The organism is Roseomonas aeriglobus (assembly GCA_016937575.1).
GTDB lineage: Bacteria > Pseudomonadota > Alphaproteobacteria > Sphingomonadales > Sphingomonadaceae > Sphingomonas > Sphingomonas aerigloba.
The window spans coordinates 2,122,228-2,141,785 of record JAFHKN010000002.1 but is presented as its reverse complement, the minus strand read 5'-3'; the positions used below and the strand labels follow the sequence as shown (position 1 = coordinate 2,141,785).

The window sequence follows — 19,558 nt, the reverse complement described above, 5'->3', positions numbered from 1 at the left end:
CGCCATGGCCGACACCTATGACCTGATCGTGCTGGGCTCCGGTCCCGGCGGCTATGTCGCGGCGATCCGCGGCGCCCAGCTGGGCCTGAAGGTCGCGATCGTCGAGCGCGAACTGCTCGGCGGCATCTGCCTCAACTGGGGCTGTATTCCGACCAAGGCGCTGCTGCGCTCGGCCGAGATTTTTCATTACATGCAGCACGCCAAGGACTACGGCCTGGCGGCGGAAAAGATCTCCGCCGACCTCGACGCGGTCGTGAAGCGCTCGCGGGGCGTGTCGAAGCAGCTCAATCAGGGCGTCACGCACCTGATGAAGAAGAATAAGATCGCGGTCCACATGGGCACCGGCAAGCTGACGGGGAAGGGCAAGCTGAGCGTCACCGACAAGGACGGCAAGACGACCGAGCTGTCGGCCAAGAACATCATCGTCGCGACCGGCGCGCGCGCCCGCGACCTGCCGAACCTGCCCGCCGACGGCAAGCGCGTCTGGACCTATCGCCACGCGATGGTGCCCACCGAGATGCCGACCAAGCTGCTGGTCATCGGCTCTGGCGCGATTGGAATCGAATTCGCCAGCTTCTACAACGACATGGGCGCGGACGTGACGGTCGTCGAGATGATGGACCGCATCGTGCCGGTCGAGGATGCCGACGTCTCGGCCTTCCTCGAAAAGGCGCTCAAGAAGCAGGGCATGAACATCCTGACCGGCGCCAGCGTCAGTGACATCAAGGCGACCGACAAGGGCGTCACCGCCAAGCTGAAGGACAAGGCGGGCAAGGAGACGTCAGCCGAGTTCAGCCACGTCATCGTCGCCATCGGCATCGTGCCGAACACCGCCGACGTCGGCCTCAAGGAACTGGGCGTCCAGATGGACGACCGCGGCTTCCTGAAGACCGACGCGATGTGCCGTACCAATGTCGAGGGGGTGTGGGCGATCGGCGACATCACCGCGCCGCCATGGCTCGCGCACAAGGCCAGCCACGAAGGCGTGATCGCCGCCGAAGCGATCGCCGGCAAGCATCCGCACGCAATGGACCCGAAGAACATCCCGGGCTGCACCTATTGTCATCCGCAGGTCGCCAGCGTCGGCCTGACCGAAGCGAAGGCGAGAGAAGCCGGCTACGAGCTGAAGGTCGGCACATTCCCCTTCATCGGCAACGGCAAGGCGATCGCGCTGGGCGAGGCCGAAGGGTTCATCAAGACGGTGTTCGACGCCAAGACCGGCGAACTGCTGGGCGCACATATGGTCGGCGCGGAAGTGACCGAACTGATCCAGGGCTACACCGTCGGCAAGACGCTGGAGACGACCGAAGCCGAACTGATGGAAACGGTCTTCCCGCATCCGACGCTGAGCGAGATGATGCACGAGAGCGTGCTCGCAGCCTATGGCAGGGCGTTGCATATCTAGGCGGGCGGCCAGCGATTTGTGCAAGCAAATCGCGGACTCGCGACGGCGGGCAGCGGGGCGGGTGCGGCCGGCCCCGTCTGACGGCGTGGCGCTCGGGACGAACGGGAGTTTCCCCTCGGGCAAGTCCGGTCCCCGTAGCGTCCGGCAACACCCAGGGAACACGGCCGCGCACTAATCGGTTGGGCAGCAAACCTTGCTAGGAGCTTCCCCGATGCGCCGCCTGTTTCTCACCGCCATTCCCGCTGCCCTGACGCTCGCCGCCTGCGGGGGCGGGCAGGACATCACGACGACCGAGAGCAACAACGTCGTGCTGAACGAAGCCCATTCGACCGTCGCCTTCAGCAACGACGGTGAAGTGCCCGCGAACGAGCTGATCATCGCCAACGGCACGGCGATGAACGAAGCGGAGGCGAACGCGACGATGCCGGCCGGCAACGCGATGTAATAGCCCGACGCTCCTGCGAAGGCGGGTGCCCATAGTCGCACGCGACATAGTGTGTGACCCTGGGCTCCGGCCTGCGCGGGAGCGCGGCGGTCCTACTCCGCGTCCGCCCGTGCGACCGCGGCATAATAGCGCGCAGCCCGCTCGACGCTGACCGTCTGCCAGCCCCCGAACCCTATCGGCATATTGTCGTTTGCCGCGCGCCGGCTCCAGTCGCGCAGAATCAGCGCCAGGCTGCGGCGCAGCGTCGGTCGGGCAGGGCGGGGCGGACAGGCCATGCAGCGCTCCTATCCCCCCACTTGTTGAAAGCGCGTTAAGTCGCTGACCGGGCTCGGCACCCCCGGTTGACCGAAAGCGCCCGTCTGCGTATAGGCGCCCCCGTCCCGGCCCGTGGCCGCGCGGGTGATTCCGCCTGTGCGAGCATATCCGGGACAGAGCTGAACGTTGCTGGAGACTGACCGGGCCCGGGGGGCGATATGCTTCCCACGGCCCTTTACGTGTTTCGAGAAACATCAAGGGCTCCAGCAAAGTAACCGCCGGAATTCGCCGGTAAACACAAAGGTGAAGGGCTTCATGCCAACGATCAACCAGCTGATCCGCAAGGGTCGCGAACCGCAGAAGGCCAAGTCGAAGGTCCCTGCGATGGAGCAGAACCCGCAGAAGCGCGGCGTCTGCACGCGCGTCTACACGACGACTCCGAAGAAGCCGAACTCGGCGCTCCGCAAGGTCGCCAAGGTCCGTCTGACCAACAGCCGCGAAGTCATCTCGTACATCCCGGGTGAAGGCCACAACCTGCAGGAGCACTCGGTCGTGCTCATCCGCGGCGGCCGTGTGCGCGACCTTCCGGGCGTGCGCTACCACGTGCTGCGCGGCGTGCTCGACACGCAGGGCGTGAAGGACCGCAAGCAGAGCCGTTCGAAGTACGGCGCCAAGCGTCCGAAGTGAGCCGGCGGGCCGTCCGGCCCGTGGCATCCTGGGCGCTTCAGGCGCTCTGTAGGTTTTAGAAGGAAGAGCAAATGGCTCGTCGTCGTCGTCCCGAGAAGCGGGAAATTCTGCCGGATCCCAAGTTCGGTGATGAAGTTCTGTCGAAGTTCATGAACAGCGTGATGCTGGACGGTAAGAAGGCCGTCGCCGAGGGTATCGTGTATTCGGCCATGGAAACCGTTGAACAGCGCGCGAAGAAGGATCCGCTCGGCGTGTTCCATGATGCGCTGAACAACATCAAGCCGGGCATCGAAGTCCGCAGCCGCCGCGTCGGTGGTGCGACCTACCAGGTTCCGGTCGAAGTCCGTCCGGAGCGTGCGCAGGCCCTCGCGATTCGCTGGCTGATCGGTGCGGCGCGTAACCGCAGCGAGCACACCATGTCGGCGCGTCTGTCGGGCGAACTGCTCGATGCGTCGAACAACCGTGGTAACGCGGTCAAGAAGCGCGAAGACACGCACCGCATGGCGGAAGCGAACCGCGCGTTCAGCCACTACCGCTGGTAATTTCGGTTACTATATGGGGAGTTCGGGTTTCGGCCCGGCTCCCCGACTACCGTTTCCCTTGAGCCCCGGATGGGGCTTGTCTTGCATTCGGCAGGCGCGGTGAGAGGGACGGGGGCGACCCCAAAGATTTTCAGGCACCGCCGGGCTGATCCGGCACAGGAGTGAACGATCATGGCCCGCAGCCATCCGCTCGAGCGTTACCGCAATATCGGCATCATGGCGCACATCGACGCCGGCAAGACCACGACGACCGAGCGCATCCTTTATTACACCGGCAAGTCCTACAAGATCGGCGAAGTGCACGAAGGCACCGCGACGATGGACTGGATGGAGCAGGAGCAGGAGCGCGGCATCACGATCACGTCGGCTGCCACCACCTGCAAGTGGAAGGCCGATGACGGTCAGGGCGAAGAGCATCTGATCAACATCATCGACACCCCCGGCCACGTCGACTTCACGATCGAAGTCGAGCGTTCGCTGCGCGTGCTCGACGGTGCGGTCGCCTGCTTCGACGGTGTTGCCGGCGTCGAGCCGCAGTCGGAAACCGTGTGGCGTCAGGCGGACAAGTACAAGGTTCCGCGGATGTGCTTCGTCAACAAGCTCGACCGCACCGGTGCCGATTTCTACTATTGCGTCGACACGATCATCGAGCGTCTGGGCGCCCGTCCGGCCGTGCTGTACCTGCCGATCGGCATGGAAGGCGGCTTCAAGGGCCTGGTCGACCTGGTCAACAACCGCGCGATCATCTGGCTCGAAGAGTCGCTGGGCGCGAAGTTCGAATATCAGGACATCCCGGCCGACCTGGCCGAGAAGGCAGCGAAGTATCGCGCCGACCTGATCGAGCTCGCCGTCGAGCAGGACGACGAGGCGATGGAAGCGTATCTGGAGGGCAACGAGCCCGACACGGCGACGCTCAAGAAGCTGATCCGCAAGGGGACGCTGGCGATGGACTTCGTGCCGATCGTCTGCGGCTCGGCGTTCAAGAACAAGGGCGTTCAGCCGCTGCTCGACGCGGTCGTCGACTATCTGCCGTCGCCGCTCGACATTCCGGACGTCCAGGGCGTCAAGCTCGATGGCGAAACCGCGGATTCGCGTCCGCCGGAAGACAACGCACCGTTCTCGGCGCTGGCGTTCAAGATCATGAACGACCCGTTCGTCGGCTCGCTGACCTTCACCCGCATCTATTCGGGCACGCTGACCAAGGGCAGCTACCTGAACTCGGTGAAGGACAAGAAGGAAAAGATCGGCCGTATGCTCCTCATGCACGCGAACTCGCGTGAGGACATCGACGAAGCGCGCGCAGGCGACATCGTCGCGATCGCGGGTCTGAAGGAAACGACGACCGGCGACACGCTGTGCGATCCGGCGAACCCGATCATCCTGGAACGCATGGAGTTCCCGGAACCGGTCATCGAGCTGTCGGTGGAACCGAAGACCAAGGCCGACCAGGAAAAGATGGGCATCGCGCTCAATCGTCTGGCCGCCGAGGATCCCTCGTTCCGCGTGTCGACCGATCACGAATCGGGCCAGACGATCATCAAGGGGATGGGCGAACTCCACCTCGAGATCCTCGTCGACCGCATGAAGCGCGAGTTCAAGGTCGAAGCCAACGTCGGCGCTCCGCAGGTCGCCTATCGCGAATATCTGAAGAAGCCGGTCGACATCGACTACACGCACAAGAAGCAGTCGGGCGGCACCGGTCAGTTCGGCCGTGTGAAGGTGAAGCTGACGCCGGGCGAGCGCGGTGCGGGCATCATCTTCAAGGACGAGATCAAGGGCGGTAACATTCCGAAGGAATATATCCCCGCGATCGAAAAGGGCTTCCGTGAGACGGCGGCGACGGGCTCGCTGGTCGGCTTCCCGATCATCGACTTCGAAATCACGCTGTACGACGGCGCGTACCACGACGTCGACTCGTCGGCGCTGGCGTTCGAAATCACCGCGCGCGGTGCGATGCGTGAAGCCGCCCAGAAGGCCGGCATCACGCTGCTCGAGCCGGTGATGAAGGTCGAAGTCATCACCCCGGAAGACTATCTGGGCGACGTCATCGGCGACATGAACAGCCGCCGTGGCCAGATCCAGGGCACCGACACGCGCGGCAATGCGCAGGCGGTGACCGCGATGGTTCCGCTGGCGAACATGTTCGGCTACGTGAACTCGCTCCGGTCGTTCACGCAGGGTCGCGCGAACTACTCGATGCAGTTCTCGCACTATGACGAAGTGCCGCAGAACGTCGCCGACGAGGTGAAGGCCAAGTTGGCCTGAACCGAAGCGCACGGAGCCAGGTGAACCTGGCTCCGAGACGCGCGGAGGCCGGCCGGCTGTGGCGCAGCCACGGTCCGACGACAGCGGATTCACTCCGCTGTCGGCCCCGCCCATCGTTGGGGGCTGGAAATCGAACGAATCCCTCGCTAAGGGGCCGCGTCCACACCGCGGCACCGCTCGCGAACAAGACAATTCAGACCAGAAGGTAGGAAACAATGGCCAAGGCAAAATTCGAGCGGAACAAGCCGCACCTGAACATCGGCACCATCGGTCACGTCGACCATGGCAAGACCTCGCTGACCGCCGCGATCACCAAGGTGCTCGCCGAGAACGTCGCCGGCAACGCCGCCGTCGACTTCGCGAACATCGACAAGGCTCCGGAAGAGCGTGAGCGCGGCATCACCATCTCGACCGCGCACGTCGAGTATGAGACGGCCAACCGTCACTATGCGCACGTCGACTGCCCGGGCCACGCCGACTATGTGAAGAACATGATCACCGGCGCGGCGCAGATGGACGGCGCGATCCTGGTGGTTGCCGCGACCGACGGCCCGATGCCGCAGACGAAGGAGCACATCCTGCTCGCCCGTCAGGTCGGCGTGCCGACGATGGTCGTCTTCCTCAACAAGTGCGACCTGGTCGACGACGAGGAAATCCTCGAGCTGGTCGAAATGGAAGTCCGTGAAGAACTCAGCAAGCGCGAGTTCGACGGCGACAACATTCCGATCATCCGTGGTTCGGCGACCGCCGCGCTCAACGGCACCGACGACAAGCTGGGCAAGGACGCCGTCCTGGCGCTCATGGCCGCCGTCGACGAGTCGATCCCGCAGCCGGAGCGTCCGCTCGACAAGCCGTTCATGATGCCGATCGAAGACGTGTTCTCGATCTCGGGTCGCGGCACCGTCGTGACCGGCCGCGTCGAGACCGGCGTGGTCAAGGTCGGCGAAGAAGTCGAAATCGTCGGCATCCAGGAAGCCGTCCGCAAGACCACCGTCACGGGCGTCGAAATGTTCCGCAAGCTGCTCGATCAGGGTGAAGCCGGCGACAACATCGGCGCGCTGATCCGCGGCGTCGGCCGTGATGAAGTCGAGCGTGGCCAGGTTCTGGCCAAGCCGGGTTCGATCAAGCCGCACACCGACTTCAAGTCGTCGGTCTACGTGCTGTCGAAGGACGAAGGTGGCCGTCACACGCCGTTCTTCGCCAACTACCGTCCGCAGTTCTACTTCCGTACCACGGACGTGACCGGCACGATCGAGCTGCCGGAAGGCACGGAGATGGTCATGCCGGGCGACGAAGTCGCTCTGGGCGTTAAGCTGATCGCGCCGATCGCTATGGACGTCGGCCAGCGCTTCACGATCCGCGAAGGCGGCCGCACCGTCGGTGCAGGCGTCGTGGCGACGATCGAGAAGTAAGCTTCGCCCGAAAGGGCTGAGTTCGAAGAGCCCGGCTTCCCGAAAGGGAGGCCGGGCTTTTTGGTTATGGGGCAGGGTGAGATGACGCTCACGTGCTCCGCCAAAGGCGGGAGCGCGGACCGCCATCGGCCTGTCGGTCGCCAACGCTCCAGCCTTCGCCGGAGCAGAGGATAGATGCCTCTCCCACCGTTCGTCCTGAGCTTGCCGAGGGACCGTCCTGCGATACATTCCGCGACGACTTCGCGGCTCGAAGAATGGTGCTTCGACAATCTCAGCACGAACGGGGAGGGGCCTATGGCTATGACTGCGAGACGATCAGCCTTGCTGGCCGCGCTCCTGTGCCTCAGCTCGTGCGGACAGGCCCCGCCGTCGCCGCCACCCCCGGACCTCGCCTTCGACGGGCTCCCCGTCGCCGGCACGCGCGCCTTTGCCGAGCGGCAGGGCTTTACCGCCTGCGCCGACACCGGCAGTGCGATGCGGTGCCGCCGGGACGGCGTCGCCTTGCTCGGCACCGGTCCATACCAGGCCGCCGTCGATGTCGCCCGCCGGCAGGAATCGGGCTTTTCCCAGCTCACGCTCTGGCACGACAGCGACCCGTCTGCGGTGTTCAAGGCGACGGAGGCGCTTGCCGCACAGGGTTGGCAACGCTGCCGGACGGGATCGGAGAATCGCGGGGACCAGGAGATCTGGACAAAGCCGGGCGCCGCGGTCCGCTTCTCGATGGACCTCAGCTATTGGGGCAAGCGCCGCCTGCGCGTCCTTCCCGAAGCGGGACAGCCGACGGGAAATGTTGGTAGGGACAAGGGCGTTCGTCGCTTTTTCACGTCCCGGGGTTGATCCGGGAACGAAGCCTCTGTAAGGGCGCGCCTTCGAATTTCACCGCAACAGCAAGAACCCCGGCAACGGGGTCCGCTCTTTCGCATCGGTAGGGTACATGGACAACAATATCCGCATTCGTCTGAAGGCGTTCGACCATCGCGTGCTCGATGCCGCGACCGGCGAGATCGCCGACACCGCGCGCCGCACCGGCGCCCTGATCCGTGGCCCGATTCCGCTTCCGACCAAGATCGAGAAGTTCACGGTCAACCGTGGCCCCCACATCGACAAGAAGAGCCGCGAGCAGTTCGAGGTGCGCACCTACAAGCGCATGCTCGACATCGTGCAGCCGACCGCCAACACGGTCGATGCGCTGATGAAGCTCGACCTAGCGGCCGGCGTCGACGTCGAAATCAAACTGGCTTAATTCTGCCTGTGTCGTCACCCCCGCGAAGGCGGGGGTAAATAGTCGCTGGTGGATGTGAGACTCATTGCCTTCAGCGACTATTGATTCCCGCCTCCGCGGGGATGACGATCTCGAGGGGTGGTCCTGTTGACGGAAGCAGCCGCTTCCACTAAGGGGCCATCTCCCGCAGCGGATACGTCCGCCGCGTGCTGAGAATCGCCAAGGTGGTTCTCACGAAAGCAGGGATACCGGTCAGTCCACGGACTGGCGCCTGAGTCCCCGTCTTTCGCTTTATAACGAAGCGAAAACGCTAGCCCTGACGGGGGCACTTGTACTTGGGCTGGCCCTTCGGCGGTGTCGTCGAGGGGTCTTTTCGTTGGCACGCTCCTGGCAACGGGAGCCTCTGTTTGGAAGGAATACGCATCATGCGCACAGGCGTGATCGCGAAGAAGTTGGGCATGACCCGGCTGTTTCAGGACGATGGGCGCCACGTGCCCGTGACCGTCCTGCAGCTCGATGGTCTCCAGGTCGTCGCACGCAAGGAAAACGACCGTGACGGGTATGTCGCGGTGCAGCTGGGCGCGGGCAGCGCCAAGGCCAAGAACGTCGCCAAGCCGCAGCGCGGCATGTTCGGCAAGGCCGAGGTCGAGCCCAAGGCGATCCTGGCGGAATTCCGCGTGACCGAGGATAACCTGCTCGACGTCGGTGCCGAGATTTCGGCAGAACATTATGTCGCTGGCCAGATGGTCGACGTCCAGGGCACGACCCAGGGCAAGGGCTTCGCCGGCGCCATGAAGCGCTGGGGCTTCGGCGGTCTGCGCGCCACGCACGGCGTGTCGGTGTCGCACCGTTCGCACGGTTCGACCGGTAACCGCCAGGACCCGGGTCGCGTCTTCAAGAACAAGAAGATGGCCGGCCACATGGGCGCCCGCACCCGCACCCAGCAGAACCTCGAGATCGTCTCGACGGACGCAGAGCGCGGCCTGATCTTCGTGAAGGGCTCGGTGCCCGGCTCGAAGGGTGGCTGGCTGCTCGTCAAGGATTCGGTCAAGCTGAAGCCGCATGCCGACGCGCCGCGTCCGGCGGGGCTCAAGCAGGCTGCCAATAGCAACACCGCTGACGCTGCTCCGGCAACGCCCGCGACCGACGGCCAGGAGGGCTGAACGTGAAGGTCAAGGTTCAATCCTTCGCCGGGACCAACGCTGCAGACGTCGAGCTGAACGACGAGGTCTTTGGCCTCGAGCCGCGCGCCGACATTCTGCACCGCGTCGTCACCTGGCAGCTCGAAAAGCGTCGTGCGACCGCACGCGGCACGCGTGAGCGCGCTGACGTTGCGCGTTCGGGCAAGAAGCTCGGTCGTCAGAAGGGCGGCGGTACGGCACGTCACGGCGATCGCCGCGCTCCGGTGTTCATCGGCGGTGGTAAGGCGCACGGTGCCCGTGTTCGCGACTTCAATCCGTCGCTGAACAAGAAGATCCGCGCTCTGGGTCTGAAGATGGCGCTGTCGAGCCATGCCAAGGCCGGTACGCTGGTCGTCATGGACAACCTGAGCGTCGACGGCAACAAGACAAAGACGCTGAAGGGCGATCTGACGAAGCTGGGCTTCGGCAAGACCGCGCTGGTCATCGACGGCGACACGATCGACACCAGCTTCGCGCTGGCGGCGGGCAACCTGCGTCAGGTCAACGTCCTGCCGGCGATGGGCGCCAACGTGTACGACATCCTGAAGCATGACACGCTGGTGCTGACCCGCGCCGCTGTCGAAAAGCTGGAGGCGCGCTTCAATGGCTAAGCCGCAGAAGCAGGCGGTCGCGAACCGCCACTACGACGTCATCCTGGCGCCGCATATCACCGAAAAGTCGACGCTGGTCAGCGAGGCGAATGCGGTGGTGTTCAAGGTCGCCAACGACGCATCGAAGCCGGAAATCAAGGCTGCCGTCGAGGCGCTGTTCAACGTGACCGTCACGGGCGTGAACACGCTGGTCCAGAAGGGCAAGACGAAGCGCTGGAAGGGCACGCCCTACAGCCGCAGCGACATGAAGAAGGCGATTGTCACGCTGAAGGACGGCGACTCGATCGACGTCACCACGGGGATCTGAGGGCCATGGCACTTAAGAACTACAACCCCACTTCGCCCGGCGTCCGCGGCCTGATCCTGGTCGACCGCTCGGCGCTGTGGAAGGGCCGTCCGGTCAAGGCTCTCACCGAGGGCAAGACCAAGACGGGTGGCCGTAACAACAAGGGCCATGTGACGTCGCGCGGTATCGCCGGCGGCCACAAGCAGCGCTATCGCATCATCGACTTCAAGCGTCGCCTCTGGGACGTCGAAGGCACGGTCGAGCGGATCGAATATGATCCCAACCGCACCGCCTTCATCGCGCTCGTGTCGTACGGCGAAGGTCAGCAGGCCTATATCATCGCTCCGCAGCGCCTCGGCGTTGGCGACAAGGTGATCGCGGGCAAGAAGACCGACGTGAAGCCGGGCAACGCAATGGAGCTGGGCTCGGTGCCGGTCGGCACGATCGTCCACAACGTCGAGATGAAGCCGGGCAAGGGCGGTCAGATCGCCCGTTCGGCAGGCACCTACGTCCAGGTCGTCGGTCGTGACCGCGGCATGGTCATCGTCCGTCTGAACTCGGGCGAGCAGCGCTACATCCACGCCAATTGCATGGCGACGATCGGCGCGGTGTCGAACCCCGACAACCAGAACCAGAACCTCGGCAAGGCCGGCCGCAATCGCTGGCTCGGCAAGCGCCCGCTGACCCGCGGCGTCGCCAAGAACCCGGTCGACCACCCGCACGGCGGTGGTGAAGGCCGGACCTCGGGCGGCCGTCACCCGGTCACCCCGTGGGGCAAGCCGACGAAGGGTGCGCGCACCCGTCACAACAAGGCGACGGACAAGATGATCATCCGCAGCCGCCACGCGAGGAAGAAGTAATGGCTCGCTCCGTATGGAAGGGTCCGTTCGTGGACCTGAACCTTCTGAAGAAGGCCGAAGCCGCTCAGGACCAGGGCACCCGCGCGGGTGCGATCAAGACCTGGTCGCGTCGTTCCACCATCCTGCCGCAGTTCGTCGGCCTGACCTTCAGCGTCTACAACGGCCGCAAGCACGTGCCGGTGTCGGTGAACGAAGACATGGTCGGCATGAAGCTCGGTGAGTTCGCGCCGACCCGGTACTTCCCGGGCCACGCCGCCGACAAGAAGGGCAAGCGCTAATGAGCAAGCCAGCAGCAGGTCGCCGCGTGGGCGACAAGGAAGCGCTGTCGGTCGGCACGCAGATCCGTGGTTCGGCCCAGAAGCTGAACCTGGTCGCGGGCCTCATCCGTGGCCGCAAGGTCGGTGACGCGCTGAACATCCTCGCTTTCTCGAAGAAGGCGATGGCGGTCGACGCGCGCAAGGTGCTGGCCTCGGCCATCGCCAATGCCGAGAACAACCACAACCTCGACGTCGACGCGCTCGTCGTCGCCGAGGCCTCGGTCGGCAAGTCGATCACCATGAAGCGCTTCGCGACGCGCGGCCGTGGCAAGTCCACCCGCATCCTGAAGCCGTTCAGCCGTCTGCGCATCGTCGTGCGCGAGCAGGAAGAAGCGTAATGGGTCACAAGAGCAACCCGATCGGTCTGCGTCTGCAGATCAACCGCACCTGGGATAGCCGCTGGTTCGCAGAAGGCGCCGATTACGGCCGTCTGCTGCTCGAGGATCTGAAGATCCGCCAGTACATCCTGAAGACGCTGCCGCAGGCCGCGATCTCGAAGGTGGTCATCGAGCGTCCGGCGAAGCTCGCCCGCATCTCGATCTATGCCGCTCGTCCGGGCGTCATCATCGGCAAGAAGGGCAGCGACATCGAGAAGCTGCGCAAGACGCTGAACGGCATGACCTCTTCGGAAGTCTCGCTGAATATCGTCGAGATCCGCAAGCCCGAGATCGACGCCAAGCTCGTCGCGCAGGGCATTGCCGACCAGCTGGAGCGTCGTATCGCGTTCCGTCGCGCCATGAAGCGCGCGGTGCAGTCGGCGATGCGCCTGGGTGCCGATGGCATCAAGGTGATGTGCGGTGGCCGTCTCGGCGGCGCGGAAATCGCCCGCACTGAGAGCTATCGCGAAGGCCGCGTGCCGCTGCACACGCTGCGTGCGCACATCGACTATGCAGAGGCCCAGGCGCACACCGCCTACGGCGTCTGCGGCGTGAAGGTCTGGGTCTTCAAGGGTGAGATCCTGGGCCATGATCCGCTCGCGCAGGAGCGGCTGATGATGGAAGCGCAGACTTCGGGCGTTCGCCCGATGCGCGACGATCGCCGGAACTGAGGGCTAGATCATGCTGCAACCTAAGAAGACCAAGTTCCGCAAGCAGTTCAAGGGGCGCATCCATGGTGTGGCCAAGGGCGGCACGGACCTGAACTTCGGCTCGTACGGGCTGAAGGCGATGGAGCCGGAGCGGATCACCGCACGCCAGATCGAAGCGGCGCGCCGCGCGATCACGCGTCACATCAAGCGCCAGGGTCGCCTCTGGATCCGCATCTTCCCGGACGTCGCGGTGTCGTCGAAGCCGGCCGAAGTCCGCATGGGCTCGGGCAAGGGTGCGCCGGAATATTGGGCCGCGCGCGTCAAGCCGGGCCGCATCCTGTTCGAACTGGACGGCGTGGCGGGTCCGCTCGCTGCCGAAGCGTTCGAGCGTGCGGCCATGAAGCTGCCGATCAAGACCAAGGTCGTCGCGCGCCTCGGCGACACGTCGCACCTGGAAGGATAAGACAATGACGAAGGCAACCGATCTTCGCGCCAACAGCGACGATCAGCTGAACGAGCAGCTGGGCCAGCTGAAGCGCGAGCAGTTCAACCTGCGCTTCCAGGCGGCGACCAGCCAGCTCGAGAAGCCGAGCCGCGTCCGCGAAGTCCGTCGCGACATCGCACGCATCAAGACCCTGCAGGCGCAGCGCGCCGCAGCGGCCAAGTAAAGGACGAGAAGACATGCCGAAGCGCGTGCTGACCGGGGTGATCGTCTCGGACAAGACCGACAAGACGGTGGTTGTGAACGTGGAGCGCAAGGTCAAGCACCCGCTCTACGGCAAGATCATCCGCCGCTCGAAGAAGTATCATGCCCATGACGAGGGCAATGAATACAAGCAGGGCGAGACCGTGCGCATCGAAGAGACCGCGCCGATCTCGAAGCTGAAGACGTGGAAGGTCGTCGAGCGGGTCAACACCCACGCGACCCCGGAACGCGTCGAGCTGTCCGGCGAGGAAGCGGCAGCGGCATAAGCCCTGCGCTCCGCCGGACACGCGCTGCGCCTTGTGCAACGCGGCAAGTTCGGGCAGGGGCGTCCGACTTCGCCCGGTCCCCGCAAGGGGCTGGGCGAAATTTTAAGGCGCTACCGGGTCGGTATCCGGTGGCAGATAGAGAGAAGGATACGGATCGATGATCCAGATGCAGTCCAATCTCGACGTCGCTGACAACAGCGGCGCGAAGCGGGTGCAGTGCATCAAGGTGCTCGGCGGGTCGAAGCGTCGCTTCGCCGGCGTGGGCGACGTCATCGTCGTCAGCATCAAGGAAGCCGCACCGCGTGGCAAGGTGAAGAAGGGTGACGTGCACCGCGCCGTCATCGTCCGCACTGCCAAGGACGTTCGCCGGGCCGATGGCTCGGTCATTCGCTTCGACGGCAACGCCGCCGTCCTGGTCAACAAGAACGAGGAGCCGATCGGCACCCGTATCTTTGGCCCGGTCGTCCGCGAACTGCGCACGAAGGGTTTCATGAAGATCATCTCGCTCGCGCCGGAGGTGCTGTAATGGCTGCCGCGAAGATCAAGAAGGGTGATCGCGTCATCGTCCTGTCCGGCAAGGACAAGGGCAAGACCGGTGAAGTCACCGCTTCGCATCCGAAGGACGGCAAGGTCACTGTGGCCGGCGTGAACATCGCCGTGCGCCACACCAAGCCGACCCAGGGCGACCCGCAGGGTGGCCTGAAGCGTTCGGAAGCGCCGCTGCACATCTCGAAGGTCGCGCACGTAACCGCCGACGGCAAGCCGACGCGCGTCCGTTTCGAGACCAAGGACGGCAAGAAGGTCCGCGTGGCCGTGAAGACCGGGGAGGCGATCAATGGCTGATTCGTACAAGCCGCGCCTGCGCAAGCAGTATGACGACAGCATCGCCGCGGCGATGCAGGCCAAGTTCGGGTACAAGAACCCGCTCGAAGTGCCGCGTCTCGACAAGATCGTGATCAACATGGGCGTCGGCGAGGCGACCCAGGACAAGAAGAAGGTCGACCAGGCTGCCTCCGAGATGGAGAAGATCGCCGGCCAGAAGCCTGTCATCACCAAGGCGAAGAAGTCGATCGCGCAGTTCCGTCTGCGTGAAGGCATGCCGATCGGCGTGAAGGTCACCCTTCGCCGCGAGCGCATGTACGAATTCCTCGATCGTCTCGTGACGATCGCGATGCCGCGTATCCGAGATTTCCGCGGGCTGAACCCCAAATCGTTCGACGGCCGCGGCAATTATGCGATGGGTCTGAAGGAACAGCTGATCTTCCCGGAAATCAGCTACGACAGCGTGGACAAGATCCGCGGCATGGACATCATCGTGACCACCACCGCGAAGACCGACGAGGAAGCGCGCGAGCTGCTCCGTCTGTTCGGCTTCCCCTTCATCGGCATGGTCGGCGACCAGGCCGAGAAGCAAGCGGCATAAAGAGAGCTTAAGTCCAATGGCGAAACTGAGTTCGATCAACAAGAACGAGAAGCGCAAGCTGCTGGTGAAGAAGTACGCCGGCAAGTATGCGAAGCTCAAGGCGACCGCGAACGACGAAAGTCTCGACGAGACCGAGCGTCTGATCGCCCGCCTGAAGATGGCGGAGATCCCGCGCAACGGTAACCCGACGCGCATCCGCAATCGCTGCGAGCTGACCGGGCGCCCGCGCGCCTATTACCGCAAGTTCCGCCTCGCCCGTGTGATGCTGCGCGAACTGGCCAACAAGGGCCAGATCCCGGGTCTCACGAAGTCGAGCTGGTAAGGGTAGCACAATGGCATTGACCGATCCCCTGGGTGATATGCTCACCCGCATCCGCAACGGCCAGCGCGCTCGCAAGGACAGCGTGCTGACCCCGGGTTCGAAGCTGCGCCAGCGCGTGCTCGATGTGCTCCAGCGCGAAGGCTACATCCGTGGCTACAGCGAAGAGCAGATGGGCCCCGCCGCCGGCATCCGCATCGAACTGAAGTATTTCGAAGGCCAGCCGGCGATCAAGCACGTCGCGCGTGTCTCGAAGCCGGGCCGCCGCGTCTATTCGGGTTCGACCGAACTGCCGCGCGTCCGCAACGGCCTCGGCATCACGATCGTCTCGACGCCGAACGGCGTTCTCTCCGACGCGGAAGCGCGTGAGCAGAACGTCGGCGGCGAAGTGCTGGCGGAGGTGTTCTGATGAGCCGCATCGGCAAGAAGCCGGTTCCCGTACCGGCAGGCGTCACCGCCTCGATCGACGGCCGCAAGCTGAACGTGAAGGGGCCCAAGGGCACCCTCTCGCTCGATCTGCGTGACGAGATCACCTACGACGTCCAGGATGGCGGCATTTCGGTGCAGCCGGCCAACGACAGCAAGGCTGCGCGTGCCTTCTGGGGCATGCAGCGTACGATGGTGCAGAACCTGGTGACCGGCGTGACCGAGGGCTTCTCGAAGAAGCTGCTCATCACCGGCGTCGGCTACCGCGCCAATGCGCAGGGCAAGAAGCTGAAGCTGCAGCTGGGCTATTCGCACGACGTCGATCTCGACGTGCCGGAAGGCATCGAGGTCAAGACGCCGGATCAGACCACGGTCGAGATCTCGGGGTCGGACAAGCAGGCGGTCGGCCAGTTCGCCGCGGAAATCCGTCGCTGGCGTAAGCCTGAGCCCTACAAGGGCAAGGGCATCAAGTACGACGGCGAGTTCATCTTCCGCAAGGAAGGGAAGAAGAAGTAATGACCAAGGGTCTCTCCCTCTTCGAGAAGCGGCGTCGCCGCAACCGCACCGCGCTGCGCGCCCGTGCGGGTACTCGCCCCCGTCTGAGCGTGCATCGCTCGGGCAAGCACATCTACGCGCAGGTCATCGACGATGCCGAGGGCAAGACCCTCGCCGCTGCGTCGACGCTGGGCAAGGACAACGCCGGCAAGTCCGGTGCGACGATCGACGCCGCGAAGGCCGTTGGTCAGCGCGTGGCCGAGGCGGCGAAGGCCGCGGGCGTCACCCAGGTCGTGTTCGACCGCGGTGGCTTCCTGTTCCACGGTCGCGTGAAGGCGCTGGCGGAAGCGGCGCGTGAAAGCGGATTGGAGTTCTAAGATGGCCGACGAGAACAACACGCCGGAAACCGGCGCGCCTGTCGAGGCCAATGCGGCTCCGCAGCAGGATGGCGGCTTCGGCGGCCAGGGTGGTCGCGGTCCCCGCGGCGGCCAGGGTGGTCGCGGTCGTGGTCCGGGTGGCCCGGGCGGCAATCGTGGCGGTCGCGACGGTGGTCGCGGTCGTGACGGTCGCGGTCGCGGCGGTCCCGGCCAGGACGACGGCGGCGAAGAGCTGATTGAGAAGCTGGTCCACATCAACCGCGTCTCGAAGACGGTGAAGGGCGGTAAGCGCTTCGGCTTCGCAGCACTGGTCGTCGTTGGCGACGGCAAGGGCCGCGTGGGCTTCGGTCACGGCAAGGCGCGCGAAGTGCCGGAAGCCATCTCCAAGGCGACTGCCGCCGCGAAGAAGGCCATGGTCCGCGTGCCCCTGAAGGACGGCCGCACGCTGCATCACGACGGCAACGGCCACTTCGGTGCCGGTCGCGTGACCATCCGTACGGCCCCGGCCGGTACCGGGATCATCGCCGGCGGCCCGATGCGCGCGATCTTCGAATCGCTCGGCGTCCATGACGTCGTGACGAAGTCGGTCGGCACGTCGAACCCGTACAACATGATCCGTGCGACCTTCGAGGCGCTGACCGAGCAGACGTCGCCGAAGTCGGTCGCCCAGCGTCGTGGCAAGAAGATCGCCGACCTGCTCGGCCGCGGTGGGTCTCAGACCGCCGAGGCGGATGCAGCTGCGATCGCGGAGTAAGCGAACATGGCTACCATCAAAGTCAAGCAGATCGGTTCGCCGATCCGCCGCACCAAGGATCAGCGCGCGACGCTGATCGGCCTGGGCCTCAACAAGATGCACAAGGTCAGCGAGCTCGAGGACAGCCCGGAAGTCCGTGGCATGATCCGCAAGCTGCCGCACATGGTGGAGATCGTGGAGGGCTAAGGCTCTTCACCTTTCCCAGGTGACAAATGCGGGGAAGGGGGCTAACGGCCCCCTTCCTCTTTTCCTAAGCGCGAACATAGCGAAAGCGAGTGCACGATATGAAACTGAACGATCTCCGCGATAACGCCGGCGCCCGTCACCGCAGGATGCGGGTCGGCCGTGGTATCGGCTCGGGCAAGGGCAAGACCGGCGGCCGCGGCGTCAAGGGTCAGAAGAGCCGTGAAGGCGTCTCGATCAACGGGTTCGAGGGCGGTCAGATGCCGCTCCACATGCGGATCCCGAAGCGCGGCTTCAACAACATCTTCGCCAAGGATTATGCCGAAGTGAACATCGGCGCGATCCAGAAGGCGATCGACGCGGGCAAGCTCGACGCGTCGGCCTCGCTCGACCAGGCGGCGCTGAACGCAGCCGGCCTGACGCGCGGTGGCAAGGATGGCGTCCGTGTGCTCGGCAAGGGCGAACTGACCGCCAAGCTGACCCTGACGGTTGCCGGTGCGTCGAAGTCGGCGATCGAAGCGATCGAAAAGGCCGGTGGTTCGGTCACGATCCCGGAGATCGTGCCGGCCGCCGACAAGGCGAAGGCCAAGCACCGCACCGGCCGCGCCGCGCCGAAGGCGTAAAGTTACCCACGCGAAATTGCGCGTCGAGGTTCGACAAGCGTGATTGCGTGACTATATGGACGGCGGCCGGCGGGATGAACGCCTGCCGCCGTCTTTGTTTCCGGGAAATCTGAACCCATGGCATCCGCAGCCGACAATCTGGCAACCGGCCTCAACCTGTCCAAGTTCGGCAAGGCGACCGACCTCAAGAAGCGCCTGTGGTTTACCATCGGCGCGCTGATCGTGTTCCGCCTGCTGAGCTACGTGCCACTGCCGGGCGTCGATGCGACGGGCCTCGCCGCCCTCGCCGATCGCTCGCGCGGTGGCGTGCTCGACTTCTTCAACACCTTTTCGGGTGGTGCGCTGGAACGCGCGTCGCTGATCGCGCTGGGCGTCATGCCCTACATCACGGCCTCGATCGTCGTGCAGCTGGCGACGTCGCTCAGCCCGCAGCTGGCCGCGATCAAGAAGGAAGGCGAATCGGGCCGCAAGAAGCTGAACCAGTACACCCGCTACGGCACGGTGCTGCTGACCGCGATCCAGGGCTATTTCATCGCGACCGGTTTCGAAGCCGGCGGCGCGGTGGTCGAGCCCGGGTTCGTGTTCCGCGTCACCGCGATCGTGTCGCTGATCGGCGGCACGATGTTCCTGATGTGGCTGGGCGAGCAGATCACCAGCCGCGGCGTCGGCAACGGTATTTCGCTCATCATCATGGCGGGCATCGTCGCCCACCTGCCGCGCACGCTGATCCAGCTGTTCGAGGGCGGCCGGTCGGGGTCGCTCAACCCGCTGTCGGTCGCCGCGATCATCGTCGCGGTCATCGCGCTCGTTCTGTTCATCTGCTTCATGGAGCGCGCCCAGCGCCGCATCCTGATCCAGTATCCCAAGCGCCAGACCGCGCGCGGCGTCCAGGCCGAGCGCAGCCACCTGCCGCTGAAGCTGAACACCGCGGGCGTCATCCCGCCGATCTTCGCCTCGTCGCTGCTGCTGCTGCCGCTGACGATCACGCAGTTCGCCGGTCAGCGCGTGGCGGGCGAGAGCACCTTCGGCGACTTCGTCATCACGCTGAACCAGTATCTGACGCATGGGTCGCCGGTGTACATGGCGCTGTACGGCGCAGGCATCATCTTCTTCTCGTTCTTCTACACCGCGGTTGTCTTCAACCCGGAGGAGACGGCGGACAATCTGAAGCGTTACGGCGGATTCATTCCGGGCATCCGTCCGGGCAAGAATACCGAGACGTATTTCGATTATGTCCTGACCCGCATCACCGTCATCGGTGCTGCCTATCTGACGGTCATCTGCCTGCTGCCGGAATATCTGGTGTCGGCGCTCAGCATTCCGTTCTACCTCGGCGGCACGTCGCTGCTGATCGTCGTCAACGTGACGATGGACACGGTCACGCAGATCCAGTCGCATCTGCTGGCACATCAGTATGGCGACCTGATCAAGAAGGCCAAGCTCAAGGGCGGCCGCCTCCGCTAACGGGCGG

Annotated in this window: 30 protein-coding genes; 29 read left to right on the top strand and 1 reads right to left on the bottom strand. The window is 64.7% G+C overall.

Annotated features, from left to right (window positions below; all coding sequences use genetic code 11):
* The first annotated feature begins 4 nt into the window (after positions 1 to 4).
* Together lpdA and JW805_10780 are read left to right on the top strand one after the other, a co-directional pair.
* Complete coding sequence (lpdA, locus tag JW805_10785) at positions 5 to 1,405, top strand: dihydrolipoyl dehydrogenase (protein MBN2972503.1); 1,401 nt, start codon at positions 5 to 7, stop codon at positions 1,403 to 1,405.
* Between the two features lie 211 nt (positions 1,406 to 1,616).
* Positions 1,617 to 1,850: a hypothetical protein gene (locus tag JW805_10780; protein ID MBN2972502.1), complete on the top strand. Its 234-nt coding sequence runs from the start codon at positions 1,617 to 1,619 to the stop codon at positions 1,848 to 1,850.
* A 92-nt stretch (positions 1,851 to 1,942) separates the two neighbouring features.
* On the opposite strand, the gene JW805_10775 is transcribed toward JW805_10780, so the two are convergent.
* Positions 1,943 to 2,125 (bottom strand): hypothetical protein, encoded by a 183-nt coding sequence (locus JW805_10775; protein ID MBN2972501.1) that lies wholly within the window; start codon positions 2,123 to 2,125, stop codon positions 1,943 to 1,945.
* Between the two features lie 295 nt (positions 2,126 to 2,420).
* Here JW805_10775 and JW805_10770 point away from each other — a divergent pair, with 295 nt between their 5' ends.
* The 27 genes from JW805_10770 (at position 2,421) to secY (ending at position 19,551) form a co-directional block, all read left to right on the top strand.
* Positions 2,421 to 2,792 carry a 30S ribosomal protein S12 gene (locus JW805_10770; protein MBN2972500.1) on the top strand — a complete coding sequence of 124 codons (372 nt, stop codon included), beginning with the start codon at positions 2,421 to 2,423 and terminating at the stop codon, positions 2,790 to 2,792.
* A gap of 71 nt (positions 2,793 to 2,863) precedes the next feature.
* The gene (gene rpsG / locus JW805_10765; protein MBN2972499.1) at positions 2,864 to 3,334 is read left to right on the top strand and encodes a 30S ribosomal protein S7; all 471 of its coding nucleotides are present in this window, start codon (positions 2,864 to 2,866) and stop codon (positions 3,332 to 3,334) included.
* Between the two features lie 171 nt (positions 3,335 to 3,505).
* Positions 3,506 to 5,599, top strand: a complete 2,094-nt coding sequence (fusA, locus tag JW805_10760) for an elongation factor G (GenBank protein ID MBN2972498.1) — start codon at positions 3,506 to 3,508, stop codon at positions 5,597 to 5,599.
* A 215-nt stretch (positions 5,600 to 5,814) separates the two neighbouring features.
* Positions 5,815 to 7,011 carry an elongation factor Tu gene (tuf, locus tag JW805_10755; GenBank protein MBN2972497.1) on the top strand — a complete coding sequence of 399 codons (1,197 nt, stop codon included), beginning with the start codon at positions 5,815 to 5,817 and terminating at the stop codon, positions 7,009 to 7,011.
* A gap of 294 nt (positions 7,012 to 7,305) precedes the next feature.
* A complete protein-coding gene (locus tag JW805_10750) occupies positions 7,306 to 7,848 on the top strand; it encodes a hypothetical protein (protein MBN2972496.1) in 543 nt (180 codons plus the stop codon).
* 97 nt (positions 7,849 to 7,945) lie between these two features.
* Entirely contained in the window at positions 7,946 to 8,254 is a 309-nt protein-coding gene (gene rpsJ, locus JW805_10745) for a 30S ribosomal protein S10 (protein ID MBN2972495.1), read from the top strand.
* Between the two features lie 404 nt (positions 8,255 to 8,658).
* Positions 8,659 to 9,396, top strand: coding sequence for a 50S ribosomal protein L3 (gene rplC, locus JW805_10740; GenBank protein ID MBN2972494.1), 738 nt, complete (start codon positions 8,659 to 8,661; stop codon positions 9,394 to 9,396).
* Between the two features lie 2 nt (positions 9,397 to 9,398).
* Positions 9,399 to 10,025, top strand: coding sequence for a 50S ribosomal protein L4 (gene rplD, locus JW805_10735; protein MBN2972493.1), 627 nt, complete (start codon positions 9,399 to 9,401; stop codon positions 10,023 to 10,025).
* The gene (locus tag JW805_10730) at positions 10,018 to 10,332 is read left to right on the top strand and encodes a 50S ribosomal protein L23 (GenBank protein MBN2972492.1); all 315 of its coding nucleotides are present in this window, start codon (positions 10,018 to 10,020) and stop codon (positions 10,330 to 10,332) included. Before rplD ends, JW805_10730 begins: the two co-directional genes overlap by 8 nt.
* Before the next feature lie 5 nt (positions 10,333 to 10,337).
* Complete coding sequence (rplB, locus tag JW805_10725) at positions 10,338 to 11,171, top strand: 50S ribosomal protein L2 (GenBank protein MBN2972491.1); 834 nt, start codon at positions 10,338 to 10,340, stop codon at positions 11,169 to 11,171.
* On the top strand, positions 11,171 to 11,449 hold the full coding sequence (gene rpsS / locus JW805_10720; protein MBN2972490.1) for a 30S ribosomal protein S19: 279 nt from the start codon (positions 11,171 to 11,173) through the stop codon (positions 11,447 to 11,449). The genes rplB and rpsS overlap by 1 nt, the downstream gene beginning before the upstream one ends.
* Complete coding sequence (gene rplV / locus JW805_10715; GenBank protein ID MBN2972489.1) at positions 11,449 to 11,826, top strand: 50S ribosomal protein L22; 378 nt, start codon at positions 11,449 to 11,451, stop codon at positions 11,824 to 11,826. Before rpsS ends, rplV begins: the two co-directional genes overlap by 1 nt.
* Positions 11,826 to 12,536, top strand: a complete 711-nt coding sequence (gene rpsC, locus JW805_10710) for a 30S ribosomal protein S3 (protein ID MBN2972488.1) — start codon at positions 11,826 to 11,828, stop codon at positions 12,534 to 12,536. The genes rplV and rpsC overlap by 1 nt, the downstream gene beginning before the upstream one ends.
* A 10-nt stretch (positions 12,537 to 12,546) precedes the next feature.
* A complete protein-coding gene (gene rplP / locus JW805_10705; protein ID MBN2972487.1) occupies positions 12,547 to 12,978 on the top strand; it encodes a 50S ribosomal protein L16 in 432 nt (143 codons plus the stop codon).
* Positions 12,979 to 12,982: 4 nt separating this feature from the next.
* On the top strand, positions 12,983 to 13,183 hold the full coding sequence (rpmC, locus tag JW805_10700) for a 50S ribosomal protein L29 (GenBank protein MBN2972486.1): 201 nt from the start codon (positions 12,983 to 12,985) through the stop codon (positions 13,181 to 13,183).
* A 13-nt stretch (positions 13,184 to 13,196) separates the two neighbouring features.
* A complete protein-coding gene (gene rpsQ / locus JW805_10695) occupies positions 13,197 to 13,487 on the top strand; it encodes a 30S ribosomal protein S17 (protein ID MBN2972485.1) in 291 nt (96 codons plus the stop codon).
* Between the two features lie 157 nt (positions 13,488 to 13,644).
* Positions 13,645 to 14,013: a 50S ribosomal protein L14 gene (gene rplN, locus JW805_10690; GenBank protein MBN2972484.1), complete on the top strand. Its 369-nt coding sequence runs from the start codon at positions 13,645 to 13,647 to the stop codon at positions 14,011 to 14,013.
* Positions 14,013 to 14,330: a 50S ribosomal protein L24 gene (gene rplX, locus JW805_10685; GenBank protein MBN2972483.1), complete on the top strand. Its 318-nt coding sequence runs from the start codon at positions 14,013 to 14,015 to the stop codon at positions 14,328 to 14,330. Before rplN ends, rplX begins: the two co-directional genes overlap by 1 nt.
* Positions 14,323 to 14,910: a 50S ribosomal protein L5 gene (gene rplE / locus JW805_10680; GenBank protein MBN2972482.1), complete on the top strand. Its 588-nt coding sequence runs from the start codon at positions 14,323 to 14,325 to the stop codon at positions 14,908 to 14,910. Before rplX ends, rplE begins: the two co-directional genes overlap by 8 nt.
* A gap of 16 nt (positions 14,911 to 14,926) precedes the next feature.
* Positions 14,927 to 15,232, top strand: coding sequence for a 30S ribosomal protein S14 (rpsN, locus tag JW805_10675; protein ID MBN2972481.1), 306 nt, complete (start codon positions 14,927 to 14,929; stop codon positions 15,230 to 15,232).
* A 10-nt stretch (positions 15,233 to 15,242) separates the two neighbouring features.
* Positions 15,243 to 15,638: a 30S ribosomal protein S8 gene (gene rpsH / locus JW805_10670; GenBank protein MBN2972480.1), complete on the top strand. Its 396-nt coding sequence runs from the start codon at positions 15,243 to 15,245 to the stop codon at positions 15,636 to 15,638.
* A complete protein-coding gene (rplF, locus tag JW805_10665; GenBank protein ID MBN2972479.1) occupies positions 15,638 to 16,171 on the top strand; it encodes a 50S ribosomal protein L6 in 534 nt (177 codons plus the stop codon). The genes rpsH and rplF overlap by 1 nt, the downstream gene beginning before the upstream one ends.
* Positions 16,171 to 16,527 (top strand): 50S ribosomal protein L18, encoded by a 357-nt coding sequence (rplR, locus tag JW805_10660; protein ID MBN2972478.1) that lies wholly within the window; start codon positions 16,171 to 16,173, stop codon positions 16,525 to 16,527. Before rplF ends, rplR begins: the two co-directional genes overlap by 1 nt.
* A 1-nt stretch (position 16,528) precedes the next feature.
* Positions 16,529 to 17,281, top strand: a complete 753-nt coding sequence (gene rpsE / locus JW805_10655) for a 30S ribosomal protein S5 (protein ID MBN2972477.1) — start codon at positions 16,529 to 16,531, stop codon at positions 17,279 to 17,281.
* 6 nt (positions 17,282 to 17,287) lie between these two features.
* Positions 17,288 to 17,467, top strand: coding sequence for a 50S ribosomal protein L30 (rpmD, locus tag JW805_10650; protein MBN2972476.1), 180 nt, complete (start codon positions 17,288 to 17,290; stop codon positions 17,465 to 17,467).
* Positions 17,468 to 17,565: 98 nt separating this feature from the next.
* The gene (locus JW805_10645) at positions 17,566 to 18,087 is read left to right on the top strand and encodes a 50S ribosomal protein L15 (protein ID MBN2972475.1); all 522 of its coding nucleotides are present in this window, start codon (positions 17,566 to 17,568) and stop codon (positions 18,085 to 18,087) included.
* A 117-nt stretch (positions 18,088 to 18,204) separates the two neighbouring features.
* A complete protein-coding gene (secY, locus tag JW805_10640) occupies positions 18,205 to 19,551 on the top strand; it encodes a preprotein translocase subunit SecY (GenBank protein MBN2972474.1) in 1,347 nt (448 codons plus the stop codon).
* The last annotated feature ends 7 nt before the right edge of the window (positions 19,552 to 19,558 follow it).